Genomic DNA, 22,932 nt, shown 5'->3' with positions numbered 1-22,932 from the left:
CTAAATCATGACCTTCCGCATTTGCAAACACCCTTAGCCATCTTCCAGATCTGTCTGCGGTTATCTCCATATGGCTGCTGCCGTGAAAACAACTTTTTTAAGTTCATCCAAGCAGTCATTTTATCCATTATTAAGTGAAATCCACAATTCCTGTTCCAATATTTCTTAACCGGGAAAGAAAACATTGCGGATTAAGCCTCATTCTTAAATTTTGTTGGTGTTGACAAACCCCCCATTATACCTTATATTTTGCATGTGCAGCCATAATTGAAAACAACCAATTAAGCGATTAACGTCATTTTCAAGAGGGGGAGACGTTACCATGTTCAAAAAAATAATTATTGCTGGTATAGGTGGCCTCATGCTGGCTGCCTCGATATGCTGGGCAGAGACCTACACGCCGGACCCAGGCATCAGGCTCAAGATCAACCTGGGCGCAACGCCGTGGAAGTTCGTGAGAAACGACGTCGGGGGCAACCCGCAGAGCCCGGGTTTCAACGACGCGGGGTGGCGCACCGTGGGAATTCCCTACACGTGGGACGATTCCTGCTCGTTTCTGAACATGGCCGCGGGCGGCCCGGACAACAACCTGGGCGCGACCACGTGGTACCGGAAACACTTTACGCTTGACAATTCGTATTCCGGCCACAAGATATTCGTGGAGTTCGGGGGAGCGCACCAGGGCGCGGCCGTGTACATCAACGGCACGTTTTGCAAGGGCAACGACACGTGCAATCCCAGCGCTACGCATGTGGTCGGGTTTGTCGGCTTCATCGTTGACATCACGCCGTATGTCCTGTTCGGCGGCGCCGACAATGTCCTGGCGGTCAAGGTGAGCAACACCGGCGGCGGGTTCTACAACGACCCGGGTTTCGCCGAGGCCTACAAATACGGCATGGGCGACGGCGGGCTGTTTCGGCCCGTGTACATGCACGTGACCAACAAGGTTTACATTCCGGAAAACGTATATTCCGTCGTCAATAACTGGGGGACGTATGTGGCCACCGTGAGCGCGTCGGACGCATCGGCCACGCTGAGGGTCCTCACGCACGTGACCAACGAGAGCGGGGCGGCGCAGACGGTGACACTCACCACCAAGGTGGTCGATTCCGCCAACGTCGTGGTGCTTTCCATGGACAAGACGCAGACCATCCCGGCCGACAGCGGCTTCGTGTTCGACCAGACCGGCGACGTCGCGGGCCCGCACCTGTGGTATCCGAACAACAGCATCTACGGCAAGCCGTATATGTACAAGGTCTACCACATCGTGCAGATCGGCGGGGCGGTGGTTGACATTTTCAGAAGCCCGCTCGGCATCCGCGTGATCACGTGGAACAAGGATTTCCCGCTTTTCAACGGCCACCCGCATTACCTGTGGGGTGGTGCGTCACGGTACGATTACCCGGCCCTCGGCTCCGCCGTCCCCGCAGAGGTGCAGTGGCGTGACGCGAAGATCATGGCCGACTGCGGCGGAAACCTGTGGAGGCCCGGCCACGCGAGCACCAGCCACGAGTTCGTGGAGGCCTGCGACGCGTACGGCATCATGCTCATGCAGCCGAGCGGCGACATCGAGGGGAATTTACAAACCGTATATATCAACAACCCGATCAGCAAGGTCCCTGTCAAGAAGATGCTGCACAGGGACTTGGAAGTTCGCGACCGGAACAACCCCTCTATTATTGCATGGGAAGTGAGCAACGGCCCGATCGACAGCACGCTCGAGCGGTACCTCCGCGTCTACGTGGACAGCGTGTGGGACCCTGTCAACACGCGCGCGATGTCTGACCGCGGATACTGGCTCGCCGTGCCCATGTTCAACGCGGGGATCGTGAGCATCATTTCCTGTTCGGGAACCGGCTGCGAGGTGCCGTTTCATCAGATCAATTACCCCAACATTCCGTCGTGGGGCGCCGAGTCGTGGAGCGGAAACAGCCGGGGATTCAGGTTTGATTACGACAACGAGATCAACGAGGCGAGCGAGTACATCAACAACTGGAGAAACAGCAAGAAGGCGCATTGCTTCGGCCTGGTCCAGTGGTACATGGCCGAGACCCCGGGCGAGGACGGCGTGGGCAGGTCCTTCGGCACCGCCATGATGGACTGGAGCCGCATTCCCAAGATGATGTACAAGATCTACCAGGCGTGCTGGACGAATTACGCCGTGAAACCGGTTGTCAACCTCGCGCGTCACTGGCAGAACGGCGCCACGGTCAATGTGTTTTCAAACTGCCCGAGCGTAAGGCTGCTCATCAACGGTGCGGACCAGGGCGTCAAAACGCCATATCCCGACACCGTGGGCACCGCGATGCTGCCCATGCAGTGCTCGTGGAACGTGGCTTTCGCCGCGGGCACGCTGCGCGCCGAGGGACTTGACGCAAACGGAAACGTGGTCTGCTTTGACGAGAAGAAGACCGCGGGCGCGCCCGACCATGTCCAGCTCACGGTGATGCCGCCCATTGTGCGGCCCGACGACGGCACCACGTTCCAGATCCAGGCCAACGGCACGGACGCGGCCATCATCCTTGCGACCATCGTCGATGCGCAGGGCAACTGGTGTCCCACGTCAACGCCCAACGTCACGTTCAGCGTGTCGGGTCCCGGCTATTATTGCGGCGGCGCGGACAACAACACCTCGGGCGGCAGCGCCTATCACCATGCGCCGTTCGACCCTGAGCTTACGGCCGAGGGCGGCATGTGCAAGATCGCGGTGCGGTCGACCTTCACGGACGGTTCCGTGACCGTCACGGCGACGTCGCCCGGGATCGGGCAGGGCACGGCCACCTTCACCACGGTGCCGATTCCGCCCATCCCGCCGGTTTCCGTGTTGAGGCCGCTGGTGAGCCGCGTCCTGGCGTCGCAGGCGGAGGTGCAGATGGTCATGTCGGGCCGCGTGCTCCGGTATTGCCTCAATGTGGCCGCCACGCTGACGTTCGACGTGCTTGACGGAAGCGGAAGAGTGGTCAAGCATGTCGACCGGTTGAAACAGGCCGAAGGCTGGCATTCCCTGAAGCTCGCCGGCGGCGCGTCCGGCGCAGGCGGCAACGGCGTGTATTTTGTGAGATGCGCGGTTGAGCAGGGAAAAACGTTTGTCAAGAAAGTGGTGGTATTGAAATAAGCTGGAACGGATTGCGGGGGCGCGGGTGCCGCGCCCCTTTACAATAAGTAAAACGATTAACAAAAAAAGAGGAGGCCTCATGGGAAGGATCAACGCATTTCTGTTGGCGGGAGCCATTCTCGTTTGCGCCGGCATGGCTTCGGCGCAGACATGTCCGGCATTTGTCCGCAAAGTAAACATCACGCAATACCTTGATTCCGGGGCAGTTCTTCCCGTCAAGGGGACCGTTGTTGCGGGCGCAAATAACGGCGGCCTGTACACGTCTTCCCTGGACCAGGACAACCCCACCTTGATTCCAAACACCACCGGTGATCATACCACCAGCACCCAGATCACCGAGGACGGTCAGTGGGTGCTTTATAATTCGGGCGGGGTCAAACTCATCCGCATCGACGGCCAGTTCAAGACGTCTGTCCCGGCCACCAATCCCTCCGGCAGCGACGGCAGCTGCACCTTTTGGTGGAGCGCCCCCAGCGGGAAACTGGAGGTGGTTTACCGGGAAAACGGCGACAAAGTTGTTCACGCGGTTCCCGTCACCTTTTCGGCAAGTGCGGCGCCGACCTTCGGCACCGACCATATCATCGCGCAATTCAATGAGCAATGCGAGTTTTCAATGGGCTGCGCCCGCAACCATTTTTTCACCAGGATCGATGACGCGCACTATGCCCCCAAGATGGTCACCCTGCCCGCCACCGGCGCCGCCACCGACGCCGATTTCTACGTACCCGCCAACAATGATTTTCCGGCATTCGGTTGCATGTGCTCCATTACCCATGACGGCTACATCACCTGCAACAACGCCGGATATGACCAATGGTGCGGGTGCATGGCGGATGAATTCTGTCTGTTGAGGCATAAATCTTTTATTCTTCTCCCATTTCAGGAAAAGACCGCGCCCGCGGTCGGGTACCAAGCTGTTCTTGAAAAGACCATGGCTGTCAGCGTAAACTGGGCGCCAAAGAAATATTTGTTCCTTAATCCCAAAGACTCCACTCATGGCCAGGGCTCTCTTTCAAGTAATTTCTGGTCGGATTTCAAGGACTGGTGCTACTCCAACGACACCAGTTACCTCGTCGGCGATGGTGATTGCCTTGCCTATGGCAATTGCAATCCCCCGGATTCATGTGCCGGCAGCCGTTTTCCGGACTCGGGCACCATATGGCTCGTCCATTACCCCACCAACACCTGGACCATGGTTCTCCACCTGACCGGAGGGAAAAGGCTCAGCCATCCCGCGGTTTGGATAAACCCGAGCGTCGGCACCATTTCGCCGCTGCACGGCAACCGCTTGCAGTACCGCAGCGTGCCGCTGGAAGGCATACGGTATTATTATGATATCAGGGGCCGCCGTGTCGGTTCAAATGCCTTGGCTACGAAAAAATTTTACTCGGGTGTTTATTACATTGTGACCCCGGACGGAATCATGAAGCGCGTTGTTGTCGGGGGCAATTGACCACCGTATATTTATAAAACTTGGGTGACAAGGCGTTTAAGCCCACCAGCCAGCCGGTGCGTGGGCTTTTTTATTTCCTGACCGTTGGAATTACAATGGCCGTTCCCATTTGTTGGGCAAAGGAGGAGGAACAAGGTGCAGCATAAGGTGAAAAAAAACCTTATATTGCCTTGCATGGAGGGCGATGAGAAAAGGCGTTTTATCTTCCAAGGAATGGGATATATTTAATAGGCCTGAGGGAGGGCGCATGATGTACCGTATTTGTGTCGTAATTGCGATGGCTTTCAGCATTGCCGCCGCGCAAACCGCCGTCAACCTGAGCGGATACGTACGCGACCGCTATTCCGACGCGCCTGTCAAGGCCGCGGCATTGTCTCTTGTCAAAAACTCCGGAATGACCGATACCTCAAAGGCCGATGGAAGTTTTCAGATACCTCGCCCGGGCAACGGTGTTCGCAACGGGTCGCAAACGCCGCATGCCGCGGCCGTCAAGAGCGCTTTTGAGCGCGGGCGCATCGTGTTCAGCAACGACAAGGCCGGCGTGGTGATCGTCCGTATTCACGATCTCCGGGGCAAGCGGGTCTTCTCGATGAACCGGTTTTTGGACAAGGGGATTTTCAACCTCTCGCCCGGGCCCTTGCCGGCAGGTCTTCTGGTGTGCGAGATCCGGACGCAGGCGATCACCGAAACGTTCTCGTTCATGTCGATGAGGGAAACGGTGCGGGCGGGTGCGCGGGGCATATCTGCCGCGGTTGCGGTGCAGCCGCTTTCCAAGGCCGCCGAGGCGGCCGTGCTGGCTGACACCCTGCGCGTCTTCAAAACCGGATACGATACCGCAAATTGCCTTTTGACAAGTTTGGCCCAGGACAGCCTGATCATCTACCTGACGCCGACGTCCTATGATCTTTCCGCGGCGCGCGCCAAGATAAAGCACGTGGTGGTCATCATGCAGGAGAACCGCTCCTTCGACCACTACTTCGGAACCTTTCCCGGCGCGGACGGCATTCCCATGGTGAACGGCGTTCCCACGGTTTGCAATCTCGATACGATCATCAATGCCTGCCAGAAACCGTATCACGACACGGCCGATGTCAACGGCGGCGGCGCCCACGGCAACCCCGCCGCGGTACTCTGCATCGACGACGGAAAAATGGACGGATTCATCATCAATGCCGAACGCAGCAGCAAGGGCTGCACCAATCCGAACAATCCGGCCTGCACCGGCGGCAGCACCATCGACGTCATGGGCTGGCACGACGCCCGCGAAATTCCGAATTACTGGACCTACGCCGACAGCTTCGTACTGCAGGACCGTCTGTTCGAACCCAACGAATCGTGGAGCCTGCCCGACCACCTTTTCATGATCTCGGGATGGTCCGCCAAATGCACCGACCCGAACGATCCCATGAGCTGCGTGAGCAACATTGACAACCCGGGCAACGGAACGACCTCGATGGGCGATACCGCAAAGTGGGCATGGACCGAAATCACCTACCTGCTGCACAAGAACAAGATCGCCTGGGCGTATTACCTCACGGAAGGCTACGAGCCCGACTGTCCAAACGGTGACGAGACGTGCATACCCGGCACGCTCAAGGCGAAGGTGCCGAGCATCTGGAACCCGCTTCCCAATTTCACCTCGGTACACCAGAACAACCAGCTCAAAAACATCCAGGTGATCGACAGCTTTTTCGCCGCCGCAAAGGCGGGCACCCTGCCGTCGGTGTGCTGGATATGCCCGGAGGACGCCATCAGCGAACATCCTCCGGCCTCGGTGCATGCCGGACAGGCGTACGTGACCGGATTGATCAACGCGGTGATGCAGAGTCCGCTGTGGGACAGTACCGTGATATTCCTTTCCTGGGACGACTGGGGCGGCTTCTACGACCATGTCGCGCCGCCGAAGGTGGACCAGAACGGCTACGGGCTGCGCGTGCCGGCGATGGTGATAAGCCCCTATGCGCGGAAGGGGTTCATCGATCACCAGCTCCTGAGCCACGACGCCTACCTGAAATTCGTCGAGGACATTTTCTTGACAGGTGCGAGGCTTGATCCGGCGACGGACGGCCGTGCGGATTCGAGGCCGACCGTCCGGGAGGCCATGCCGCAGCTGGGCGAGCTCATCCGGGACTTCGACTTCGCGCAGGCGCCGCGAAAGCCGGTGGTGCTGCCCATCAATCCGCCGCCCGGACCGGCGTCAACGCCGTAAACGCGCCATTACTATATGTAAAGACTCGGCCGTCTGAAATCGCAGGAGGGCTTCCCATAAAATTCTTCTTGCTGCTGTTCATGTCCATGGCGGTGAAAGCCTTTTGCGCCGGTGCATTGCCGGATCCCGCGGCCGAAAGTGCCGGCAATGTCCCCGATCGCCCGGCCGCAGGCGATTCCGCGGAAATGTCGGCTGCGCGTCCCGACAGCGCCGCAGATTCCGCAGGGCATTCCTCACGCGGTCTTCCGCGTTATGAAATCATCGTCAAGGGCTTTGCAAATTCCCTGACCAGCCCTCCGCTCTCCGAGGCGTCAAAGAAGAAAGGCGAGGTGGCCGGCGGCTTCACCGTGAAGGACGCCGGCGGTTTCCAGCAGGGACGCTCGGCGACGCTGCAGGAATTTCTCCAGGATGTCCCCGGTATTTTCATGCAGGCAAGCAGCGGCGGCGAGGTGTCGAAGGTCTCGATGCGGGGCTCGGGAATCCAGGCCGAGGACCAGCCGATCGGCATACAGTTTCTTCTGGACGGCATGCCCTATAACGACGCGGAGGGTGAGGCGGTACTGGAGGATTTCAATCTGAACGGCGTCAAGTACGCCGAGGTTTTCCGGGGCGCAAACGCCTTCACCTACGGTTCATACGCGCTCGGCGGCGCCGTCAATCTTGTTCCCCTGACCGGGTATGACGCCGGTCCCTTGTACGCGCGAATCGACGGGGGCAGTTCCTCGTATATGAACGCCCTGATCGCCTCGGGCGGAATCAAGGGGCCCGTTGATTATTATCTGTCAACGACAGCGCACCTGCTCGACGGGTTCCGCGCGCACAGCAACGAGAACGGCGAGCAGCTCTTCGGAAACTGCGGCTTGCGCATCGGCAATTCACTGGAAACGCGGCTCTACCTGACCGCGGGGGCGGTTGACCGCGCGGCCGCCGGCGGATTGACAAAAGATGAGATGGCGGCCGATCCGCGGCAGGCCGATCCTGATGCCATCGCCCAGGATTTTCACAAGACCTGGGAGATGGCCCGCTGCGCCGACAAGGTGACCTACCAAAGCGGCGAAAACCGGATCGACGGCGGCCTTTTCTGGGCCTATCGGAATGAAATGGACCGGTCGTATTTCGGCCCCGGTTCGCGGCAGGGCATTTATGCCTTCTACGACAACAACTTCGGCATAAGCCTGAATTACGTGAACCGGGACAATATTTTCGGCCGCAAAAACATGCTGACCGTCGGCTCGGGACTTACCTATGAAAATGAAAACGGAGCCAATTACGAGAATGTCAACGGCTCGCGCGGCGCCCTGACCGCGCAGGGCCTGCGCATGTCCCTCAACGCGCCGCTGTACGGGGAAATCCAGCACCATGTTCTCGACGGTTTGTCCGCCGTTGCCGGCGTCCAGGCGGTCTACGCGCAGCGCCGTTTTGTTGACCGCTCGCCCGCGGCCGACGGCGATGCCGGCGATCGGGACAAGGTACAGGATTTTTTCGGCGCGAACCCCAAGGCCGGCCTCATCCTCGAATTCGCGGAAGACAATAAGGCGTTTGTCAACGCCAGCCGCAGCTGGCAGCCGCCGTCGTTCGACGAGCTGGTGGAAATGGACCAGGACAGCGGCGGCGGTTACGAGTACGCGCCGCTCCGGCCGCAGCAGGCATGGACCCTGGAACTCGGCACCCGGGGCGGCCGCGGGCGGTTTGAATGGGAACTGGCGGCGTACCGCTCGTGGGTCACCAACGAGCTGCTCGCGATGAACGACACGCACGGCAACGATATCGGAACGGTCAATGTCGCCGCCACCGTACATCAGGGGATCGAGGCGGGCCTCGACGTCGACCTGCTCTATCCGCTTTTTGTCCATGGAGCCGGCAGGGGCAATGAGGACAGAATCACGCTGAGCCAGGCCTACACGCTCAATGATTTCCATTTCCAGAACGACAGCGTGTACCGGTACAACCGCATCGGAGGCATTCCGATGCATTGGTACGAAGCGGAACTGCTGTACCAGACGCCCGCGGGATTGTTCGCGGGCGTAAACCTTGCCTCCAGCCTTTCGCGTTTTCCCGTGGACCAGGCCAACACGCTGTTCGCCGACCCGTACGTTTTGCTGGGCCTGAAGATCGGATTTCAGCAGAAAAAAGGGTTCACCGTTTACTTCGAGGCAAAGAACCTGTTGGACGCCAGGTATCCCGCATCGGTTGATCCGATCGCCGACGCAACAACGGTGAACGGCCCCGTGCGCATCTTCCAGCCGGGAGACGGCCGCTCTTTTTATGGGGGAGTGCGATGGGCATGGTGAGCGAGAGGAAATTCAGGTGTTTTTCCGTGAGAAGATATTAAAGCAATTGGAGCTTTTTGACTTTTTCATTTCCGCGAATTCTTTTCTCAAATTCGGAAACCCCATTCGAAATTAATAATCTTGCCTTTTTAAAATGAGAATTTATCATCACCTTGCTGCCTTTTCGCTGGCTTAGGATTTGCAAATAAAGATGGGAAAAGGTCAGCGGATCGAAGATAACGGTCAAACCAACATTTTCAAGCAGAAAGGGGATGTGTTCGTATGGCAAAGAAATCAAAAAAAATGGTCCACAAGCAATCAAAAAAAGCGGTTACCAAAGGCTCCCGGTTTACGTGCAGGGAATGCGGGCTGCAGCTGAGCGTGATCAATGAATGCGACTGCGCGTCGCCGTGCGACGTGGTGTGCTGCGGGGAACCGATGATAATGACCTGCTGAAATATTTTTTTTCGTGGATTTTTTAGAAATGCCTGCGTAAAGCGGGCATTTCTATTATCATCGTTATAAAGGATTATGTAATTTACAATCAACGGTAAAGGGCGATGCCAAGTAATAGAAACAGGTTTGTTGTTGTTGTTTTAGGTATTGGCGCGCGGATGATAAAAAATGTACCTCTGGGTAATACAAATAATCCTTTTTGCAGTAGCGTCGGTTGAAGCGATTTTCATGGTAATCAGCAGGGCGCGCCGCGTAGAAATGATTCTTGCCGCGCTGATCATTGGGGAATTCTTTCTCGCGGGGGCTTTTTTCGGCCTGCTGATGGAAGCGGGCGCGGCAATTGGCGGTCGCGGAGATTCCGGGTGCAATTTTCTCGTTACAATCGCAGTGATCGCAGCGCTGGCAGCAACGATTGGCGTCGGGGGAATTTTGGGGGTGAAGCATTTGATGATTTGGATGGTGAGTGCATATCAGGCGAGATGGATGAAAAATCGTAGTCCCTCATGAGTACGCTATAATCTTGTTGTTTTGTTGCGTTCATATACAGCGGCGGTCTGGATTCCATCTATTTCATATTTTAAAAAATATTTCTCCCGTGCTATCGCCTATAATAATTCGTCCTCGGCCAATATGTTTTCCCAGAATGCCCGAAGCTCTTCACCGCGCGTATCACCGGCACCAGAATGCACAGTGCGATGACCAGGGCCAGCGCGGCCCTTTTAAGGATCTGTTTTTTGCTCTTTTTGGATTTTTGCCGGAGACTCATACGTATCCTTGGGGAACATGCATAGAACAAAATAATTATTTAATCGGGGATGTTTTATCGTTCTCATGCCAAGCGAGACTCTTGGGCGCCGAAACCGCATCACTGATTACAGAATAATTGACGAAAATGAGAGGATGATGTTCTGCGCCCGGCGCGAGCGGAGGTCGCGCTGGAGCGATGCCGCCCGGACGCCGCCGCGAAGCGGCATTGCGCCGTGGCGGCCCGAGCCGAAGGCAAGACCGGAGGGACGACCCTTGGAAGTACCCGAAGGGGTAGAACCGGTGCCGCGACCGGCAGGCGCCATTATTTATGTGTTAATGGAATGCCAACGCCAATTATTTATTGTTATTCTTCCTTTCATTTTCAATAAACTTCATCGTCTTTTCCAGCCCGGACATTCCCGGCAGCGATGCCAGCGACTTGTATTTCTCTTTCAGCTCCGTTTGTTTCTGCGGGTTGCCGATCGCATCGCCGGCCGAGGTGAAGTATTCCTTCATCCACGCTATGGCGCTTTTATCCGACATGCGGCCGTGCCCCGGCATCAGCGAGGCCGCGTCGTACATGTTTTGCAGGCTGTCAAGCACGTTGATCCAGGAGGCGACGCTCGCCCCGCTCGAAGCGAACAGCACCGGGTGCCGGTCCAGGAAAATGATGTCGCCGGTGGCAAGCAGCTTGCGCCTTTCAAAATACACCACGAGGTCGTTGAAGGTATGGGCCCTGCCCATGTTTCTCACGTGAATGGTCTCGCTGTCAAGCCGCAGCACTTTTTCCTGGCCGGGCTGGATGACCTCGTCCGGGTATCTGGCGTCGCCCGCCGCTTTTTTCCACTGCTCCTGCGTATACGCGCCGGAGATGATTTTCGCCGCGGGATAGAGCACATTGCCCGAGACATGGTCGGTGTGGAAATGGGTGTTGATAATGGTGACGTCGTTTGCGCGGACGCTGCTTCTGAGCTTTTTGGCGGCGCCCGCCATTTTGGTGTCGACCACGATCGCCTTCTGGCCGTCATCCGACGTCAGCACGAGTGAATTACCGCCGCCGCCCAGGAAAACTTTCATCTGCGGGTCAACCTGCACGGTTTCGACCGTCATGATCTTCTGTACCCGCGTGAACATGGAGAGAACGCCTCCCACGATGATCAGCACAAAGATGATGCCGCTGATGATGAGAAAATTTTTCATACGAGCCTCCGTTTACTGTTCGGACGCCTTTGTTCCCAGGCCGCTTACGGCCTCTTCACCCATTTTTTCAAGCTTGGAAATGATCCGTATGGGAAGGCCGCCCAGCGCCGCGATCACGGTGCGGTCCGGGATGTCCTTGTTTTTCCGGATGAACGAATATTGCCCGATCACGCAGTTCTCGCCGATGGAGACGCCCGGGCTGATGTAGCACTGCTGGCCCACGAGCGTGTTTCTGCCGATCCGCACGTGCGAGAGCAGCAGCGTGTTCTTTTCGAAGGTGTGGCAGGAGATGTCGGATTTGCCGCCGATCACCACGTTGTCGCCGAGCTCCAGCAGGTAGGCGTCGTTGAGAAACCAGGAGTTGATGGCCACGTTCTTGCCGATTTTCGCGCCGACGATCCTGAAAAAAATGACGCTCAAAAAGCTTATCGGCAGGTATTCGAGGATGGTCTTGCCGGCTAGGTGGTACACGCCGCTGTAGATGAGCCACCGCAGCATGGTGAACGACACCATGGGGTACCGGCCCGCCTTCATGCCCAGCGAGATGAGGCGGATGGTGAGGCTCATGACGATCGAGCCCGTGATGAAATATAAGAATAACGCGCACCCGCAGGCGATCGAGAACGCGATGACGTGGGCCGCCGTGGGGGAGAGCATATACGCCTTCCACGCGCGCGCCAGCAGATACACCGACGGCGCGAGCGACACGCCGATGACCGCGGCGTTGAAGCAGTACACGATCAGCGTGAGAATGGCCTTGACAAGTTCAGATTCACTGACAAATGCGAGGATCCGTTTCATCGATTGTCCTGTCTGTTACTGCTGCTGCGCCGCCTGTTCGGCGCCCGTCAGATCGATTTGTCTCCTGATTTCGGCGTGCTTTGCCGCGTTGATGGGGTAGAAGGCCAGGATGGCGAGCCCGGCTACGATGAACGCAAGGGGTATGGCGGAAAGCAGCGCGCCGATGCCGCCGAGCGCGCGTGGCGTCTGGTCGAGCACCGCGCCTCCCGCCGCCTGCTTGAATCCCGTGGCCGAGAGCACGCCGCCGTTGACCGCCGCGCTCAGCGCCATGCCCAGCTTCTGCACAAAGAACCACAGGCCGTAATACACGCCCTCGTTGCGGTGTCCGGTCTGCAACTGGCCGTATTCCACCACGTCGGGTATCATGGACCACAGCACGATGAAGAACGACGAAAGTCCGACACCGGTCAAAACCGCCAAGGAATAAAACAGCGCGGCGCCGTGCGAAAGGCCTATCTTGGAAATAACAATCAGCCCGAGCGCAAACACGGCCATGCCCGTAAAGAGCGCGATTTTTTTGCTCACCGCCTTGGACACCCATGCCCACAGCGGCAGCGCGCCGATCGCGGCGAACACCAGCACGCCCATGATGGTGCTCGACTGGATGTCGCTGTGGAGCCCGAGGTTGTACTTGACAAAGTAGACAAATATGCCCGACACGCCCGTGGTGGCGATGGTGAGGAGGATGTACGACGACACGAGCAGCACGAACGGCCGGTTGCGAAACGCGTCGAGCCAGATGCGCAGATGGATGCCCTGGGGTTTCGTCACGACCGTGTCGCGCCCCTTGGTGGCCGCGGCAACGGTGAGCCCGGCCGCGACCATCACCACGCCGTACATCGCGGCCATGCCCGGATACCCGGCATGGGGAATGCCCGCGAGCAGCTGGGTGGCGCCCGCGCCCACGATCATGGCAAACAGCGAGAACACCATGCGTACGCCGGTGAGGCTCGTGCGCTCGTGGTAGTCGGGCGTGAGGTCGGCGGTCATGCTGCCGTAGGGGATATTGTACATGGTAAACGAAGTGGAAAAGACCAGGAACAGGAATGAATACAGGGCGAACTGGGCCCACTGGCCCAGGGGAAACCGCAGCCACAAAAGAAAGAAGGCGACCACGAACGGCACGATGGCGACAAGCAGCCAGAACCGGTGCTTGCCCATTTTTGAGGTCGTACTGTCCACGATCATTCCCATCACCGGGTCCATCACGCCGTCCCAGGCCCGGCCGATGAGGAGCACCAGCCCCGCGAGATAAGCGGGCATGCCCACCACGGTGTTGAGAAAGTAAAGGTAGAAGAAGTTGAGCGTGTTGAAGGCGAGGCCGGCCACCATGTCGCCGGAGCCGTAGGCCAGTTTGAGGCCCAGCGGAAGGGCGACGCGGTTCTGGTCCGGAGGTTTTTCCATGGCCATTGTTCCCCTAAAAGTTCCCACGGTTCGATCTGCGGTTTGAACGCTTTTCAAATTCTTTTTTCGCCGTGGTGATAATATAAATTTCGGGGAACTTTTACACAGTGGGATTAGCAAAAAAGTAACGGCAGATGATTCGAAATCGGCCAGCGTAAAGGTATATTATTGATAGTACGACAGTAATGTCATTTCCGCGAAACTTGTCCCCGCGAAAGCGGAGAGCGGGAATCCATTTTTATCACATGTAAAGAGCTGGATCCCCGGTCAGGCCGGGGATGACAAATCAAAGATATGTTGAAAGGCGCTTACATGCCTGTTCCCAAAACAATGACCGCCATGGTCATGGTGCAACCCGGCGAGCCGCTTGACGAACGCGAGGTTCCGGTGCCCCGGCCCGGACCCGGCCAGGTGCTGCTTTGCGTCGATGCCTGCGGCGTGTGCCGCACCGACCTGCATATTTTCGACGGCGAGCTCAACGCGCCGAAACTTCCGCTCATATTGGGCCATGAGATCGCGGCCAGGGTTGTCGGCGTTGGAAAGGAATGCAAGCGGTTCAAGGTCGGGGACCGGGTGGGGGTGCCGTGGCTCGGGCGCACGTGCGGGAGCTGCCGGTATTGCCGCGGCGGCCGGGAAAACCTCTGCGATGATCCGGGGTTCACGGGATATACCATCGACGGAGGCTATGCCCACTATACCGTCGCGAACGAGCAATATTGTTTTGCCCTGCCCCAAAAATACGACGCCGTTTCCGCGGCCCCGCTGCTTTGCGCCGGGCTCATCGGCTTCCGGTCGCTGCGCATGCTTGCTGCGGATACGAAGGACATCGGCATCTACGGGTTCGGCGCGGCCGCGCATATCATCACGCAGATCGCCGCGTTCCAGGGCAGGCGCATATTCGCGTTTACCAAACCGGGCGACAAGAAAACGCAGGCCTTTGCCGTGAAAACCGGCGCCGCCTGGGTCGGCGGATCGGACGAGCTTCCGCCGTCGCCGCTCGACGCCGCGATCATCTTTGCTCCCGCGGGCAACCTCGTGCCGGCGGCGCTCAGGGCCGTGTCCAAGGGCGGCGTGGTGGTGTGCGGCGGCATCCACATGTCGGACGTGCCGTCGTTTCCCTACGGCATTTTATGGGGAGAGCGCTCGGTGCGCTCGGTCGCGAACCTCACCCGCGCCGACGGCGAGGAATTTTTCTCCATTGTGTCAAAGGTGCCGGTAAAGACCAGCGTCACCGCGCTTCCGTTGCGTGAAGCGAACAGGGCGCTCGAAATGCTCAGGAAGGGCTCGGTTGAAGGCGCTATTGTTCTTAAAAATCAAGGAACGTAATTGGTGATGGCGGTGCCCTGAAACTTGAAGGCGTTCTGGTTGGCGGAATTTTCAATCACCGAGGGGTCGACGAACGAGCCGACGTTCTCGTTCTTGCCCGCGCTCTGCATGATCATGGGCGGGAAGGCCGGACGCTGGTCGGCCTTGATGAGCACGAGCTGGGGCCTGCGGATTTTTCCCTCGATCTTCTGTTCCTCGATAATGATCCTCTGCACGGCTGCCTTGCCTTTTTCGGTGGTCTTGGCAGCCTGCGGCGCGGCCGGCTTGGTGTCAACGCCGTAAGCTGAGAATGCAAACAGCACGCACAGCGCTGCAACCTGCAGAAAAAGATTCAAGCTTCTTATCGTCATACCAATAAAATTACGATACTTTTCGGGATTTTTCAACACTTAATGTAATTTTATCGCGTCTGCAGTGGCGGATGAAAAGGACCCATGCAATGGCCGGTTTTTCGTTTGACGCCGTGAGGGAACGGTATTTTTCCAAAGAGCAATGCGCCGCGATCCGCGCCGCGACCATCGGCATCGCCGGCGCGGGCGGCCTGGGCTCAAACTGCGCCATGAACCTCGTGCGAACCGGGTTTGAAAAGTTTGTGATTGCCGATGGTGACGCCGTTGACTTGTCGAACCTGAACCGCCAGGCCTATTTTCCCGAACATATCGGCCGGCCCAAGGTGGAATGCCTCAGGGAGCTGCTCCTCAAAATCAACCCCGCCTGCGCCATTGCAGCAATCAGGGCAACGGTCGACGCTTCCAATGCGCCGTCGTTGTTCAAGTCCTGCGGCGTTGTCGTTGAAGCGTTTGACACGCCGGAATGCAAGGCCATGATCGTGAACGCGTTTGCCGGTTCCGGCAAACTGGTGGTGGGCGCAAGCGGCCTGGCCGGATACGGCAACAGCGACAGGATCGTGACGCGAAAGGTGGGCGACGATTTTTATCTCGTCGGCGACGGCGTGTCCGGCGTGGGCAAAAACGGCCGGCCGCTCGCGCCGTGCGTGAACATCGCGGCCGCCAAACAGGCGGATGTCGTATTGGAATGGGTGCTTGAGAAAGTTGACGGTTGAGAGTTGAGAGGATAGATAAAGGCCAGAAATGACTTTCTGAAATAATAAAAAGGTGCTTGACTATCGAAAATTGCTCCGATAATGCAAGCACCCAAGAAGCAGTCCGCGAAAACCGTCTTTTACAAATTTCCGAACCTGTCCCCGCCTTCGGGGCCTGCGTCCTCGGGCCGTTTCCTTCCCCGCGCCACCATGATCACCAACAGGATGATGATCAGCACCGCGATGATGATGATCACCGTGAGGAGAATGGTGTTGTGCGCCTTGGCCTTTTTCGCGGCCTCGGCCTTGGCCGCCATGCTTGCGGCAAGGTCGCGCGCGGTCTTGGCCTTCAGCGAATCCTGCTGCGCCTGCACCAGCGCGGCGGAATCGACCGCCTGCGCGGACGCGGCTTCGGTGGCCGGCCGCGGATACCGCACCGTGATCTTGTCGAGGCCGGGAACGGTGAGGTGCGACTCTGAGGACTTGATGGTGTCGCGCCACAAATGCTCGAACAATACCACACGGTCGAGGATGTGGACCTTGAACGGCGACGTTGATTTATCGGCATAGCGGTCGAAACAGTCCCACAGGTCGATGTTCGCCACCACCGCGCCCTGGAACGTGTCAACCTTCTTCACCTTTGCCACGATGGGCTCGGCCCAGACCAGGTAATACCTGCCGGTTTTTTCATTCTTGAAAATGGTCAGGTGTTCCTTCATGGTCTTTGAAATCTGCGTGAACCAGGCCTCGGTCGCCACCGACCGCTTCTCCTTTGATTCGCCCTCGATCCTGATCACCTCGTTGATGACCGCGCCCTTCTTGTCGGTGCGGAACAGCGAGTGCCACGGCTGGTGCGCCTTGAGCGCCTTCCAGAACATGTTGTTCACCGGCTTGGTCCTGGGGTATTTCAGGATCACGGAAGAGGCAAGCTTGTCGAAATCGGCCTTTGACTTTGCGAAAAGGGAGTCGAGGTCCGAGACGAGCTGGCCCGCGTCCTTGGCGGGCGCCGTTACCTGGGCGCGCGGAGCCGCATGAGAAGCCTTGCCGCGTTTGGCGGCCGTGCCGGCAGAAGCCTGCAGGCAAAGGGCAAGCGTGAGCACGATCGCTGCAACCGGTGCCGAAGCGCGACGCATTGAGTGTCTGACGATCATAGGGCATTCCTCCTTTGTTGATGCGGTGGCCCGCGGTGATCGTGCGGGCCCAAGGGTATATTTTATAATATAGCTTTGACCTCCATCAGGAGCAAATGCCGTTTTTATGTTCCGTAAAATAGCCGGGCACGGGATCACTTTCCGGCTAAAACACGGACAAAGAAAATCACTTAATTTGTTAGCACATTAATTCTATATAATATTTTCTGTAAAAAATGTATTTTAGATGGCTTTTCAGTCGGTGCGACATTCCTGCGGAGATGGCCCTATGCCGGTGAAAGTCCTTGTTGCTGATGAAAATCTCGATGTCCATGAACTGGTCAACGACATCCTTCTCATAAATTATAAGGATGTTGTGGTGGATCGCGTGCTGAACGCCGAGGCGCTGCGCGCAAAGCTCGGGACCAAGCAGCCGGGGTATCACCTGATCATCATCGGCTCGAGCCTGGCCGACGCATCGGGAAAAAGCGCGATTTCGATCCTGGCCGAGGAATTTCCCCAGTTCCGCGGCATCGCGGTGATTCTCCAGCACGCGGCCGGACAGGTCCCGGACTCGCCGCTGATAAAAAAAATCCCCGTGCTGACAAAACCGTATTCGCTTGACGAATTCAGCGACCGGATAAAAAAAATCTGTCCCCGCTGATTGCGGCATGAGGACGCCGTTATGGCAATCGCTCCGGTCAAAGGCATGACCATTCTGTTTACCGGCGACAGCATCACCGACTGCGGCAGGCGGGCCGACCCGTCGCGCCCCCTGGGCAGCGGATACGCATTCATGGTTTCCTCGCGGCTTTCGGCGCTGTATCCCGAGCTCGATTTGAGGTTTGTCAACAGGGGCGTGTCCGGCGACCGGGTTGCCGACCTCGCCGCGCGCTGGCAGTGGGACTGCCTCAAGCTCAAGCCGACGCTCGTTTCCGTTCTCGCGGGTGTCAACGACACATGGCGGCGCTTAGACAGCGGCGACCCGACGTCCGGGGGCGCATTCAGCGCGTCGTACCGGCGCATCCTTGAGTTGACAAAACGGGAAACGCAGGCCGCGATCGTGCTGTGCGAGCCGTTTCTGCTGGCCTGCGGCCAGGTGGACGAGGGATGGTTCGACGACCTTGAGCCCAAGATCGAGATTGTCCGGAGCCTGGCGCGGGAATTTTCCTGCATCCTCGTGCCGCTCGTTGACGCGTTTGAAAAGGCGTCGAAGCGGGCGGCGCCCCAATACTGGGCCGAGGACGGGGTGCATCCCACCGCGGCCGGCCACGCGCTCATCGCCCAGGCCTGGCTCAAACACGTGTTTGACATAGGATAATTCTTCTCCGGGGGACCTCGTGGAAGCAGATGCCGGCATTTCCTTTTTCGATGCGCACTGCCATGTGCAGGATGGGCGGCTCGCCGCCGGCCTCGATGCGGTCCTGTCGCGCGCGGCCTGCGCCGGAGTAAAGGCGCTGTCGTGTTGCGGCACGAGCGAAAAAGACTGGAATCAGGTGAGGGGACTGGCTGAAAAATATGAGGCGGTGCGGCCGTCGTTCGGGCTTCATCCGTGGTATGTTGCCGGCCGTTCGGAGCATTGGGCGGACGCGCTGGTTTCACATCTTGACAAAATGCCTCACGCATGCGTGGGCGAGATCGGGCTCGACCACGCGCTTGACGAATCGACATTCGCGGACCAGGAGAGCGTGTTTTTAAAACAGCTCGCGATCGCAGCCGAACATAAGCGTCCCGTCACCATCCATTGCAGAAGGGCGTTCGGCAGGCTGGTTGAGCTGCTTAAGGTGCATGGCGGCGCTTTTCAAGGCGGCATCGTCCATTCGTTCAGCGGGCCGGCGGAGCTGGTGAAAACCATCGAGGGGTTCGGGCTTTCCTTATCATTTTCGGGGACAATAACCTTTCCGAAGAATAAACGGTCCCGCGCCGCGCTTCTTGCGGCGTCGAGAGATCGCCTGTGCATCGAGACCGATAGCCCGGACCTCAAGCCGTACCAGTGCGCAACGGAACTGAACGAGCCCGCGAATGTCGTGAAGGTGGCGGAGACGGTGGCCTTGCTTTTGGGGATTTCGAAGGAAGAGGTCGCGGCCAGGACATGGAATAACGCCACAAGGATTTTTAAATGATGTTTTATTACGCGAGTGAAGAATGAAAAGATTCGCCCGAACCCAATTATTACTCGGCCAGGAGTCATTTGACAAACTGGCAAACGCCCGCGTCACCGTGTGCGGGCTCGGCGCCGTGGGCTCGTATGCGGTGGAGGCGCTTGCGCGGGCCGGCATCGGCAGGCTCACGCTCGTGGATTTCGACAAGGTCAAGGCATCAAACTTCAACCGCCAGCTGTATGCGCTCGAGTCCACCGTGGGCCAATACAAGGCCGACGTGGCCCAGGAGCGGGTGGCGCAGATCAATCCCGCGTGCGGCGCTGAAGTGAAAAAGCTCTTCATCGAGGGCGCAACGGTTGACGGTTTGCTGGCCGACGCGCCCGACGCCGTGATTGACGCGATCGACAGCCTTTCGCCCAAGGTGATCCTCATTTCCTCATGCGTCAAGAAGGGGCTGTTCCTCGTGTCGTCGCTCGGCGCGGCCTCGCGGATGGACCCGTCGCTCGTGCGCTGCGCCGACATTTCGGAAACAAAAATCTGCCCGCTCGGCCGCATGATCCGCAAGAAGCTGCACCGGCTCGGCATTTACAAAGGCGTGCGCTGCGTGTATTCCCTCGAGCCGGCAAAGGGAAACACCCACGTGGTGGCGCCGGAGCACGAGGAGTTCGACCGGGGGAGGCCGAGGAGGCCGATTGGAAGCATCTCTTATATGACAGGAATTTTTGGACTTACCGCGGCGGGCGAGGTGATCAGGCATATCATTAGTAAAACATGAAGCAATTAAGAATATTATTTTATCATGTTATTAATTATTGATAAGATAATGTGCCTTCCGCCCTCTTTTATGTATGGTCAGTAATGCTTCGATTGGCGCCACCCTTTGTTGTTGACACCATTGAAGTGCGCCGCCGCGTTAGGGGCGACTGAAGGGTGAGCAAGAGCGAATTGCTGGCCGACCCGGCCGTCAGGCATCAGACGGTCCAGCAACGAGGCCGAAGGCCGAGCCCGGAAGGAGAACCGGCCCCTTTTGTGAAGGCGCAGAATTTTATGCCTTCACAAAAGGGGAAACGCCCAAATCAATTTATGAAATATCAGGAAGGAAAAGAATAAATTCATGCACGACTTCAGATCCCACAACTGCGGCGAACTGCGGAAATCGGACATCGGAAAACAGGTGCGGGTGGCGGGCTGGATCCACACGCGACGCGACCACGGCGGCGTGCTGTTCATTGACCTGCGCGACAACTTCGGCCTCACCCAGGTGGTTGTCTATCCGTCCGCGCCGTTCCAGGACGCGGTGTCGCGCCTGCCCAAGGAAACCGTGGTGCGCTTCGACGGCAAGGTCGAGTTCCGCTCCGAGGAAAACGTCAACCCAAAGATGCCCACCGGCGAGGTCGACGTGGTCGCCGAATCGTACGAGGTGCTGGGCGCCAGCGACGCGCTGCCGCTCAACGTGTTTCCCGAGGACGAGGCGCCCGAGGACCTGCGGCTCAAGTACAGGTTCCTCGATCTTCGCAGAAATAAATTGCACAAGAACATCATCCTGCGGTCCGACGTCGTCGCGAGCATGCGGCGGCGCATGTGGGAGATGGGGTTCAAGGAATTCCAGACGCCCATCCTCACCAGCTCGTCGCCCGAGGGCGCACGCGATTATCTTGTCCCGTCGCGCATCCATCCGGGGAAATTCTACGCCCTGCCGCAGGCGCCGCAGCAGTTCAAGCAACTGCTCATGATCTCCGGGTTCGACAAGTATTTCCAGATCGCGCCGTGCTTCCGCGACGAGGACGCGCGCTCCGACCGCTCGCCGGGCGAGTTCTATCAGCTTGACATGGAAATGTCATTCGTGACGCAGGACGACATATTCGCGGTTGTGGAAAAACTCATCCACGGCGTTTTCTCGGAATTCTCCTCAAGGAAAATGGACGCGCCGCCGTTCGTGCGCATCCCCTTCCGGGAATCCATGGTGAAATACGGCACCGACAAGCCCGACCTGCGCATCCCCATCGAGATGCGCGACAGCACCGCGATTTTCGCGGCGGCGGGGTTCAAGGTGTTTGCAGAGGCGGTCAAGGGGGGCGCAACGGTGCGCGCCATCCCGGTGAAGGGCATCGCGAAGAACCCGAGGAACTTTTTCGATAAAATGGTGGACTACGCCACGTCCATCGGCGCAAAGGGGCTGGCCTACCTGCAGTGGCTTGACGCAAATGTCAAGGGACCACTCATGAAGTTCCTCACGCCCGACGACCTGAAGAAAATCGAGGAGTTGTGCGGCGTGGGCACGGGCGACGTGGTCTTCTTCATCTGCGACACGCCGCAGTTGACAAACAAGATCTGCAGCGACCTTCGCGTCAAGCTCGGCAAGGACCTCGGCATGATCGACCCGGATTCCTTCAGGTTCTGCTGGATCGTGGATTTCCCCATGTACGAATGGGACGAGGAGAACAAGTGCGTGGCGTTCTCGCACAACCCGTTCTCCATGCCCCAGGGCGGCATGGGGGCGCTTGCGTCAAAAAAACCGCTCGACATCCTTGCTTTCCAGTACGACATCGTGTGCAACGGCATCGAGCTTTCGAGCGGCGCCATCCGCAACCACCAGCCCGAGATCATGTACAAGGCGTTTGAGATCGCCGGGTATTCCCGCGACACGGTTGACGAACGGTTCGGCGCCATGATCGCCGCGTTCAAGCTCGGGGCGCCGCCGCACGGCGGCATCGCACCCGGCGTGGACCGCATCGTGATGCTGCTCGCCGACGAGCAGAACATCCGCGAGGTCATCGCGTTCCCCATGAACCAGCGCGCGCAAGACCTCATGATGAACGCGCCGGCGCCGGCCACGGTCAAACAGCTGCGCGAGCTGCACATACGGGTGGCGGGACACGCGGCCTCCGAGGAGAAAAAGTAGCGGGTTCCTTGACTTCAAAGAGGTAATAGTGTAGAATGGTATCAACGACCAAACGCCATTCACCTATTCCCATCGGAGGAAGTATGAAAAAACTGGTTGCGCTGACCGTTGCCCTCACGCTCCTTGCCATGATGGCGGGCTGCGTGTCCAAGCTGATTTACAGCAAGACATTGCCGGAAATCAAGGCCCCGGCCGACAAGGCGCTGTGCGTCATCATCCGTCCCACGGCCTTCATGGGCTCCACGTACGTGCCGGTGTACTGCGACACGAAATACGTGGGCGGCACCGAGGGAAATACCCTGCTCACGTTCCCGGTTGATCCCGGCGAACATTACATCATCGGCGACGCCACGAACAAGTCCAAGGCAAAGTTCAATTTCCAGGCGGGAAAGGTCTATTTCATTTTCCATACGGTCGTGACGGTCACCGCGGGCTACGTCACCATCAACACCAGCACGTTTGCCTCGTCCGACGGCCCGTCGGCCATGAAGAAGATCGAGGACGAAAAAGGCAAGATCACCTGGGTGCAAAAGAATCCCGAGGACAAGGATTCAAAAGACATGAGCACAAAGGATTTTGATGAAGTCAAGAAGGACTACGCCAAGTGGGCGGCCGAAAGCAAGAACGCCGAAGAGGCGAAGACGGAAGCGGAATATCCCGGTTATTGATGCGATAAAAGGCAAAGAGAAGATAACCACAGAGGCACAGAGGACACAGAGAATAAAGAGAGTTAGAAAAGAAAACCGAAAGATTTATGATTGATGGAAAGCACGGC

Annotated in this window: 20 protein-coding genes; 14 read left to right on the top strand and 6 right to left on the bottom strand. The window is 58.1% G+C overall.

Features of this window, described 5'->3' with window-relative positions; all coding sequences use genetic code 11:
• Positions 1-322 precede the first annotated feature (322 nt).
• The 6 genes from VLX68_02650 to VLX68_02625 all read left to right on the top strand — a co-directional run bounded on the left by VLX68_02650 (position 323) and on the right by VLX68_02625 (position 10,010).
• On the top strand, positions 323-3,115 hold the full coding sequence (locus VLX68_02650) for a DUF4982 domain-containing protein (protein ID HUI91124.1): 2,793 nt from the start codon (positions 323-325) through the stop codon (positions 3,113-3,115).
• Between the two features lie 79 nt (positions 3,116-3,194).
• Positions 3,195-4,568, top strand: coding sequence for a hypothetical protein (locus VLX68_02645; GenBank protein HUI91123.1), 1,374 nt, complete (start codon positions 3,195-3,197; stop codon positions 4,566-4,568).
• Positions 4,569-4,815: 247 nt separating this feature from the next.
• Positions 4,816-6,777: an alkaline phosphatase family protein gene (locus VLX68_02640; protein ID HUI91122.1), complete on the top strand. Its 1,962-nt coding sequence runs from the start codon at positions 4,816-4,818 to the stop codon at positions 6,775-6,777.
• A 68-nt stretch (positions 6,778-6,845) separates the two neighbouring features.
• Positions 6,846-9,068 (top strand): TonB-dependent receptor, encoded by a 2,223-nt coding sequence (locus VLX68_02635; GenBank protein HUI91121.1) that lies wholly within the window; start codon positions 6,846-6,848, stop codon positions 9,066-9,068.
• Between the two features lie 261 nt (positions 9,069-9,329).
• Entirely contained in the window at positions 9,330-9,503 is a 174-nt protein-coding gene (locus VLX68_02630) for a hypothetical protein (GenBank protein ID HUI91120.1), read from the top strand.
• A 168-nt stretch (positions 9,504-9,671) separates the two neighbouring features.
• Positions 9,672-10,010 (top strand): hypothetical protein, encoded by a 339-nt coding sequence (locus tag VLX68_02625; protein ID HUI91119.1) that lies wholly within the window; start codon positions 9,672-9,674, stop codon positions 10,008-10,010.
• Positions 10,011-10,375: 365 nt separating this feature from the next.
• Here VLX68_02625 and VLX68_02620 read toward each other — a convergent pair whose 3' ends face one another.
• From VLX68_02620 to VLX68_02605, 4 genes are read right to left on the bottom strand one after another with little or no spacing between them, the layout of a single operon-like run.
• Complete coding sequence (locus VLX68_02620; GenBank protein ID HUI91118.1) at positions 10,376-10,573, bottom strand: hypothetical protein; 198 nt, start codon at positions 10,571-10,573, stop codon at positions 10,376-10,378.
• A gap of 31 nt (positions 10,574-10,604) precedes the next feature.
• On the bottom strand, positions 10,605-11,450 hold the full coding sequence (locus VLX68_02615; protein ID HUI91117.1) for an MBL fold metallo-hydrolase: 846 nt from the start codon (positions 11,448-11,450) through the stop codon (positions 10,605-10,607).
• Between the two features lie 12 nt (positions 11,451-11,462).
• Entirely contained in the window at positions 11,463-12,251 is a 789-nt protein-coding gene (locus tag VLX68_02610) for a DapH/DapD/GlmU-related protein (GenBank protein HUI91116.1), read from the bottom strand.
• A gap of 15 nt (positions 12,252-12,266) precedes the next feature.
• Complete coding sequence (locus VLX68_02605) at positions 12,267-13,655, bottom strand: glycoside-pentoside-hexuronide (GPH):cation symporter (protein HUI91115.1); 1,389 nt, start codon at positions 13,653-13,655, stop codon at positions 12,267-12,269.
• Between the two features lie 312 nt (positions 13,656-13,967).
• Here VLX68_02605 and VLX68_02600 point away from each other — a divergent pair, with 312 nt between their 5' ends.
• Positions 13,968-14,981, top strand: a complete 1,014-nt coding sequence (locus tag VLX68_02600; GenBank protein ID HUI91114.1) for a zinc-dependent alcohol dehydrogenase family protein — start codon at positions 13,968-13,970, stop codon at positions 14,979-14,981.
• Here the strand turns inward: VLX68_02600 and VLX68_02595 are convergent.
• On the bottom strand, positions 14,969-15,316 hold the full coding sequence (locus VLX68_02595; GenBank protein HUI91113.1) for a hypothetical protein: 348 nt from the start codon (positions 15,314-15,316) through the stop codon (positions 14,969-14,971). The genes VLX68_02600 and VLX68_02595 overlap by 13 nt on opposite strands.
• An 86-nt stretch (positions 15,317-15,402) precedes the next feature.
• On the opposite strand from VLX68_02595, the gene thiF reads away from it, so the two are divergent.
• Positions 15,403-16,044, top strand: a complete 642-nt coding sequence (gene thiF, locus VLX68_02590; GenBank protein ID HUI91112.1) for a sulfur carrier protein ThiS adenylyltransferase ThiF — start codon at positions 15,403-15,405, stop codon at positions 16,042-16,044.
• Between the two features lie 119 nt (positions 16,045-16,163).
• Here the strand turns inward: thiF and VLX68_02585 are convergent, their stop codons facing one another.
• Positions 16,164-17,174, bottom strand: a complete 1,011-nt coding sequence (locus VLX68_02585) for a hypothetical protein (protein HUI91111.1) — start codon at positions 17,172-17,174, stop codon at positions 16,164-16,166.
• Between the two features lie 268 nt (positions 17,175-17,442).
• On the opposite strand from VLX68_02585, the gene VLX68_02580 reads away from it, so the two are divergent.
• The 6 genes from VLX68_02580 (at position 17,443) to VLX68_02555 (ending at position 22,825) form a co-directional block, all read left to right on the top strand.
• Positions 17,443-17,817, top strand: a complete 375-nt coding sequence (locus tag VLX68_02580) for a hypothetical protein (GenBank protein HUI91110.1) — start codon at positions 17,443-17,445, stop codon at positions 17,815-17,817.
• A 21-nt stretch (positions 17,818-17,838) separates the two neighbouring features.
• Positions 17,839-18,474, top strand: a complete 636-nt coding sequence (locus VLX68_02575; protein HUI91109.1) for an SGNH/GDSL hydrolase family protein — start codon at positions 17,839-17,841, stop codon at positions 18,472-18,474.
• A 19-nt stretch (positions 18,475-18,493) separates the two neighbouring features.
• On the top strand, positions 18,494-19,276 hold the full coding sequence (locus VLX68_02570; GenBank protein ID HUI91108.1) for a TatD family hydrolase: 783 nt from the start codon (positions 18,494-18,496) through the stop codon (positions 19,274-19,276).
• A gap of 22 nt (positions 19,277-19,298) precedes the next feature.
• The gene (locus tag VLX68_02565; GenBank protein ID HUI91107.1) at positions 19,299-20,030 is read left to right on the top strand and encodes a tRNA threonylcarbamoyladenosine dehydratase; all 732 of its coding nucleotides are present in this window, start codon (positions 19,299-19,301) and stop codon (positions 20,028-20,030) included.
• Between the two features lie 339 nt (positions 20,031-20,369).
• Positions 20,370-22,157, top strand: a complete 1,788-nt coding sequence (aspS, locus tag VLX68_02560; protein ID HUI91106.1) for an aspartate--tRNA ligase — start codon at positions 20,370-20,372, stop codon at positions 22,155-22,157.
• A gap of 83 nt (positions 22,158-22,240) precedes the next feature.
• Positions 22,241-22,825 carry a hypothetical protein gene (locus VLX68_02555; GenBank protein ID HUI91105.1) on the top strand — a complete coding sequence of 195 codons (585 nt, stop codon included), beginning with the start codon at positions 22,241-22,243 and terminating at the stop codon, positions 22,823-22,825.
• Positions 22,826-22,932 lie beyond the last annotated feature (107 nt).

This window comes from Chitinivibrionales bacterium, assembly GCA_035516255.1.
GTDB lineage: Bacteria > Fibrobacterota > Chitinivibrionia > Chitinivibrionales > FEN-1185 > FEN-1185.
Note: the sequence above shows the minus strand (reverse complement) of the source record. Positions and strands in the feature narration are given on the sequence as shown.

Bases quoted from the DNA above. Each gene is read 5' to 3' on its own strand.
- VLX68_02610 (HUI91116.1), bottom strand. From the start codon at position 12,251: ATGAAACGGATCCTCGCATTTGTCAGTGAATCTGAACTTGTCAAGGCC.
- VLX68_02575 (HUI91109.1), top strand. From the start codon at position 17,839: ATGGCAATCGCTCCGGTCAAAGGCATGACCATTCTGTTTACCGGCGAC.
- VLX68_02620 (HUI91118.1), bottom strand. From the start codon at position 10,573: ATGGCGCCTGCCGGTCGCGGCACCGGTTCTACCCCTTCGGGTACTTCC.
- VLX68_02625 (HUI91119.1), top strand. From the start codon at position 9,672: ATGTACCTCTGGGTAATACAAATAATCCTTTTTGCAGTAGCGTCGGTT.
- VLX68_02640 (HUI91122.1), top strand. From the start codon at position 4,816: ATGATGTACCGTATTTGTGTCGTAATTGCGATGGCTTTCAGCATTGCC.
- VLX68_02615 (HUI91117.1), bottom strand. From the start codon at position 11,450: ATGAAAAATTTTCTCATCATCAGCGGCATCATCTTTGTGCTGATCATC.
- VLX68_02565 (HUI91107.1), top strand. From the start codon at position 19,299: ATGAAAAGATTCGCCCGAACCCAATTATTACTCGGCCAGGAGTCATTT.
- VLX68_02650 (HUI91124.1), top strand. From the start codon at position 323: ATGTTCAAAAAAATAATTATTGCTGGTATAGGTGGCCTCATGCTGGCT.
- VLX68_02600 (HUI91114.1), top strand. From the start codon at position 13,968: ATGCCTGTTCCCAAAACAATGACCGCCATGGTCATGGTGCAACCCGGC.
- VLX68_02580 (HUI91110.1), top strand. From the start codon at position 17,443: ATGCCGGTGAAAGTCCTTGTTGCTGATGAAAATCTCGATGTCCATGAA.
- VLX68_02630 (HUI91120.1), top strand. From the start codon at position 9,330: ATGGCAAAGAAATCAAAAAAAATGGTCCACAAGCAATCAAAAAAAGCG.
- VLX68_02645 (HUI91123.1), top strand. From the start codon at position 3,195: ATGGGAAGGATCAACGCATTTCTGTTGGCGGGAGCCATTCTCGTTTGC.
- aspS (HUI91106.1), top strand. From the start codon at position 20,370: ATGCACGACTTCAGATCCCACAACTGCGGCGAACTGCGGAAATCGGAC.
- VLX68_02555 (HUI91105.1), top strand. From the start codon at position 22,241: ATGAAAAAACTGGTTGCGCTGACCGTTGCCCTCACGCTCCTTGCCATG.
- VLX68_02605 (HUI91115.1), bottom strand. From the start codon at position 13,655: ATGGAAAAACCTCCGGACCAGAACCGCGTCGCCCTTCCGCTGGGCCTC.
- thiF (HUI91112.1), top strand. From the start codon at position 15,403: ATGAAAAGGACCCATGCAATGGCCGGTTTTTCGTTTGACGCCGTGAGG.
- VLX68_02585 (HUI91111.1), bottom strand. From the start codon at position 17,174: ATGATCGTCAGACACTCAATGCGTCGCGCTTCGGCACCGGTTGCAGCG.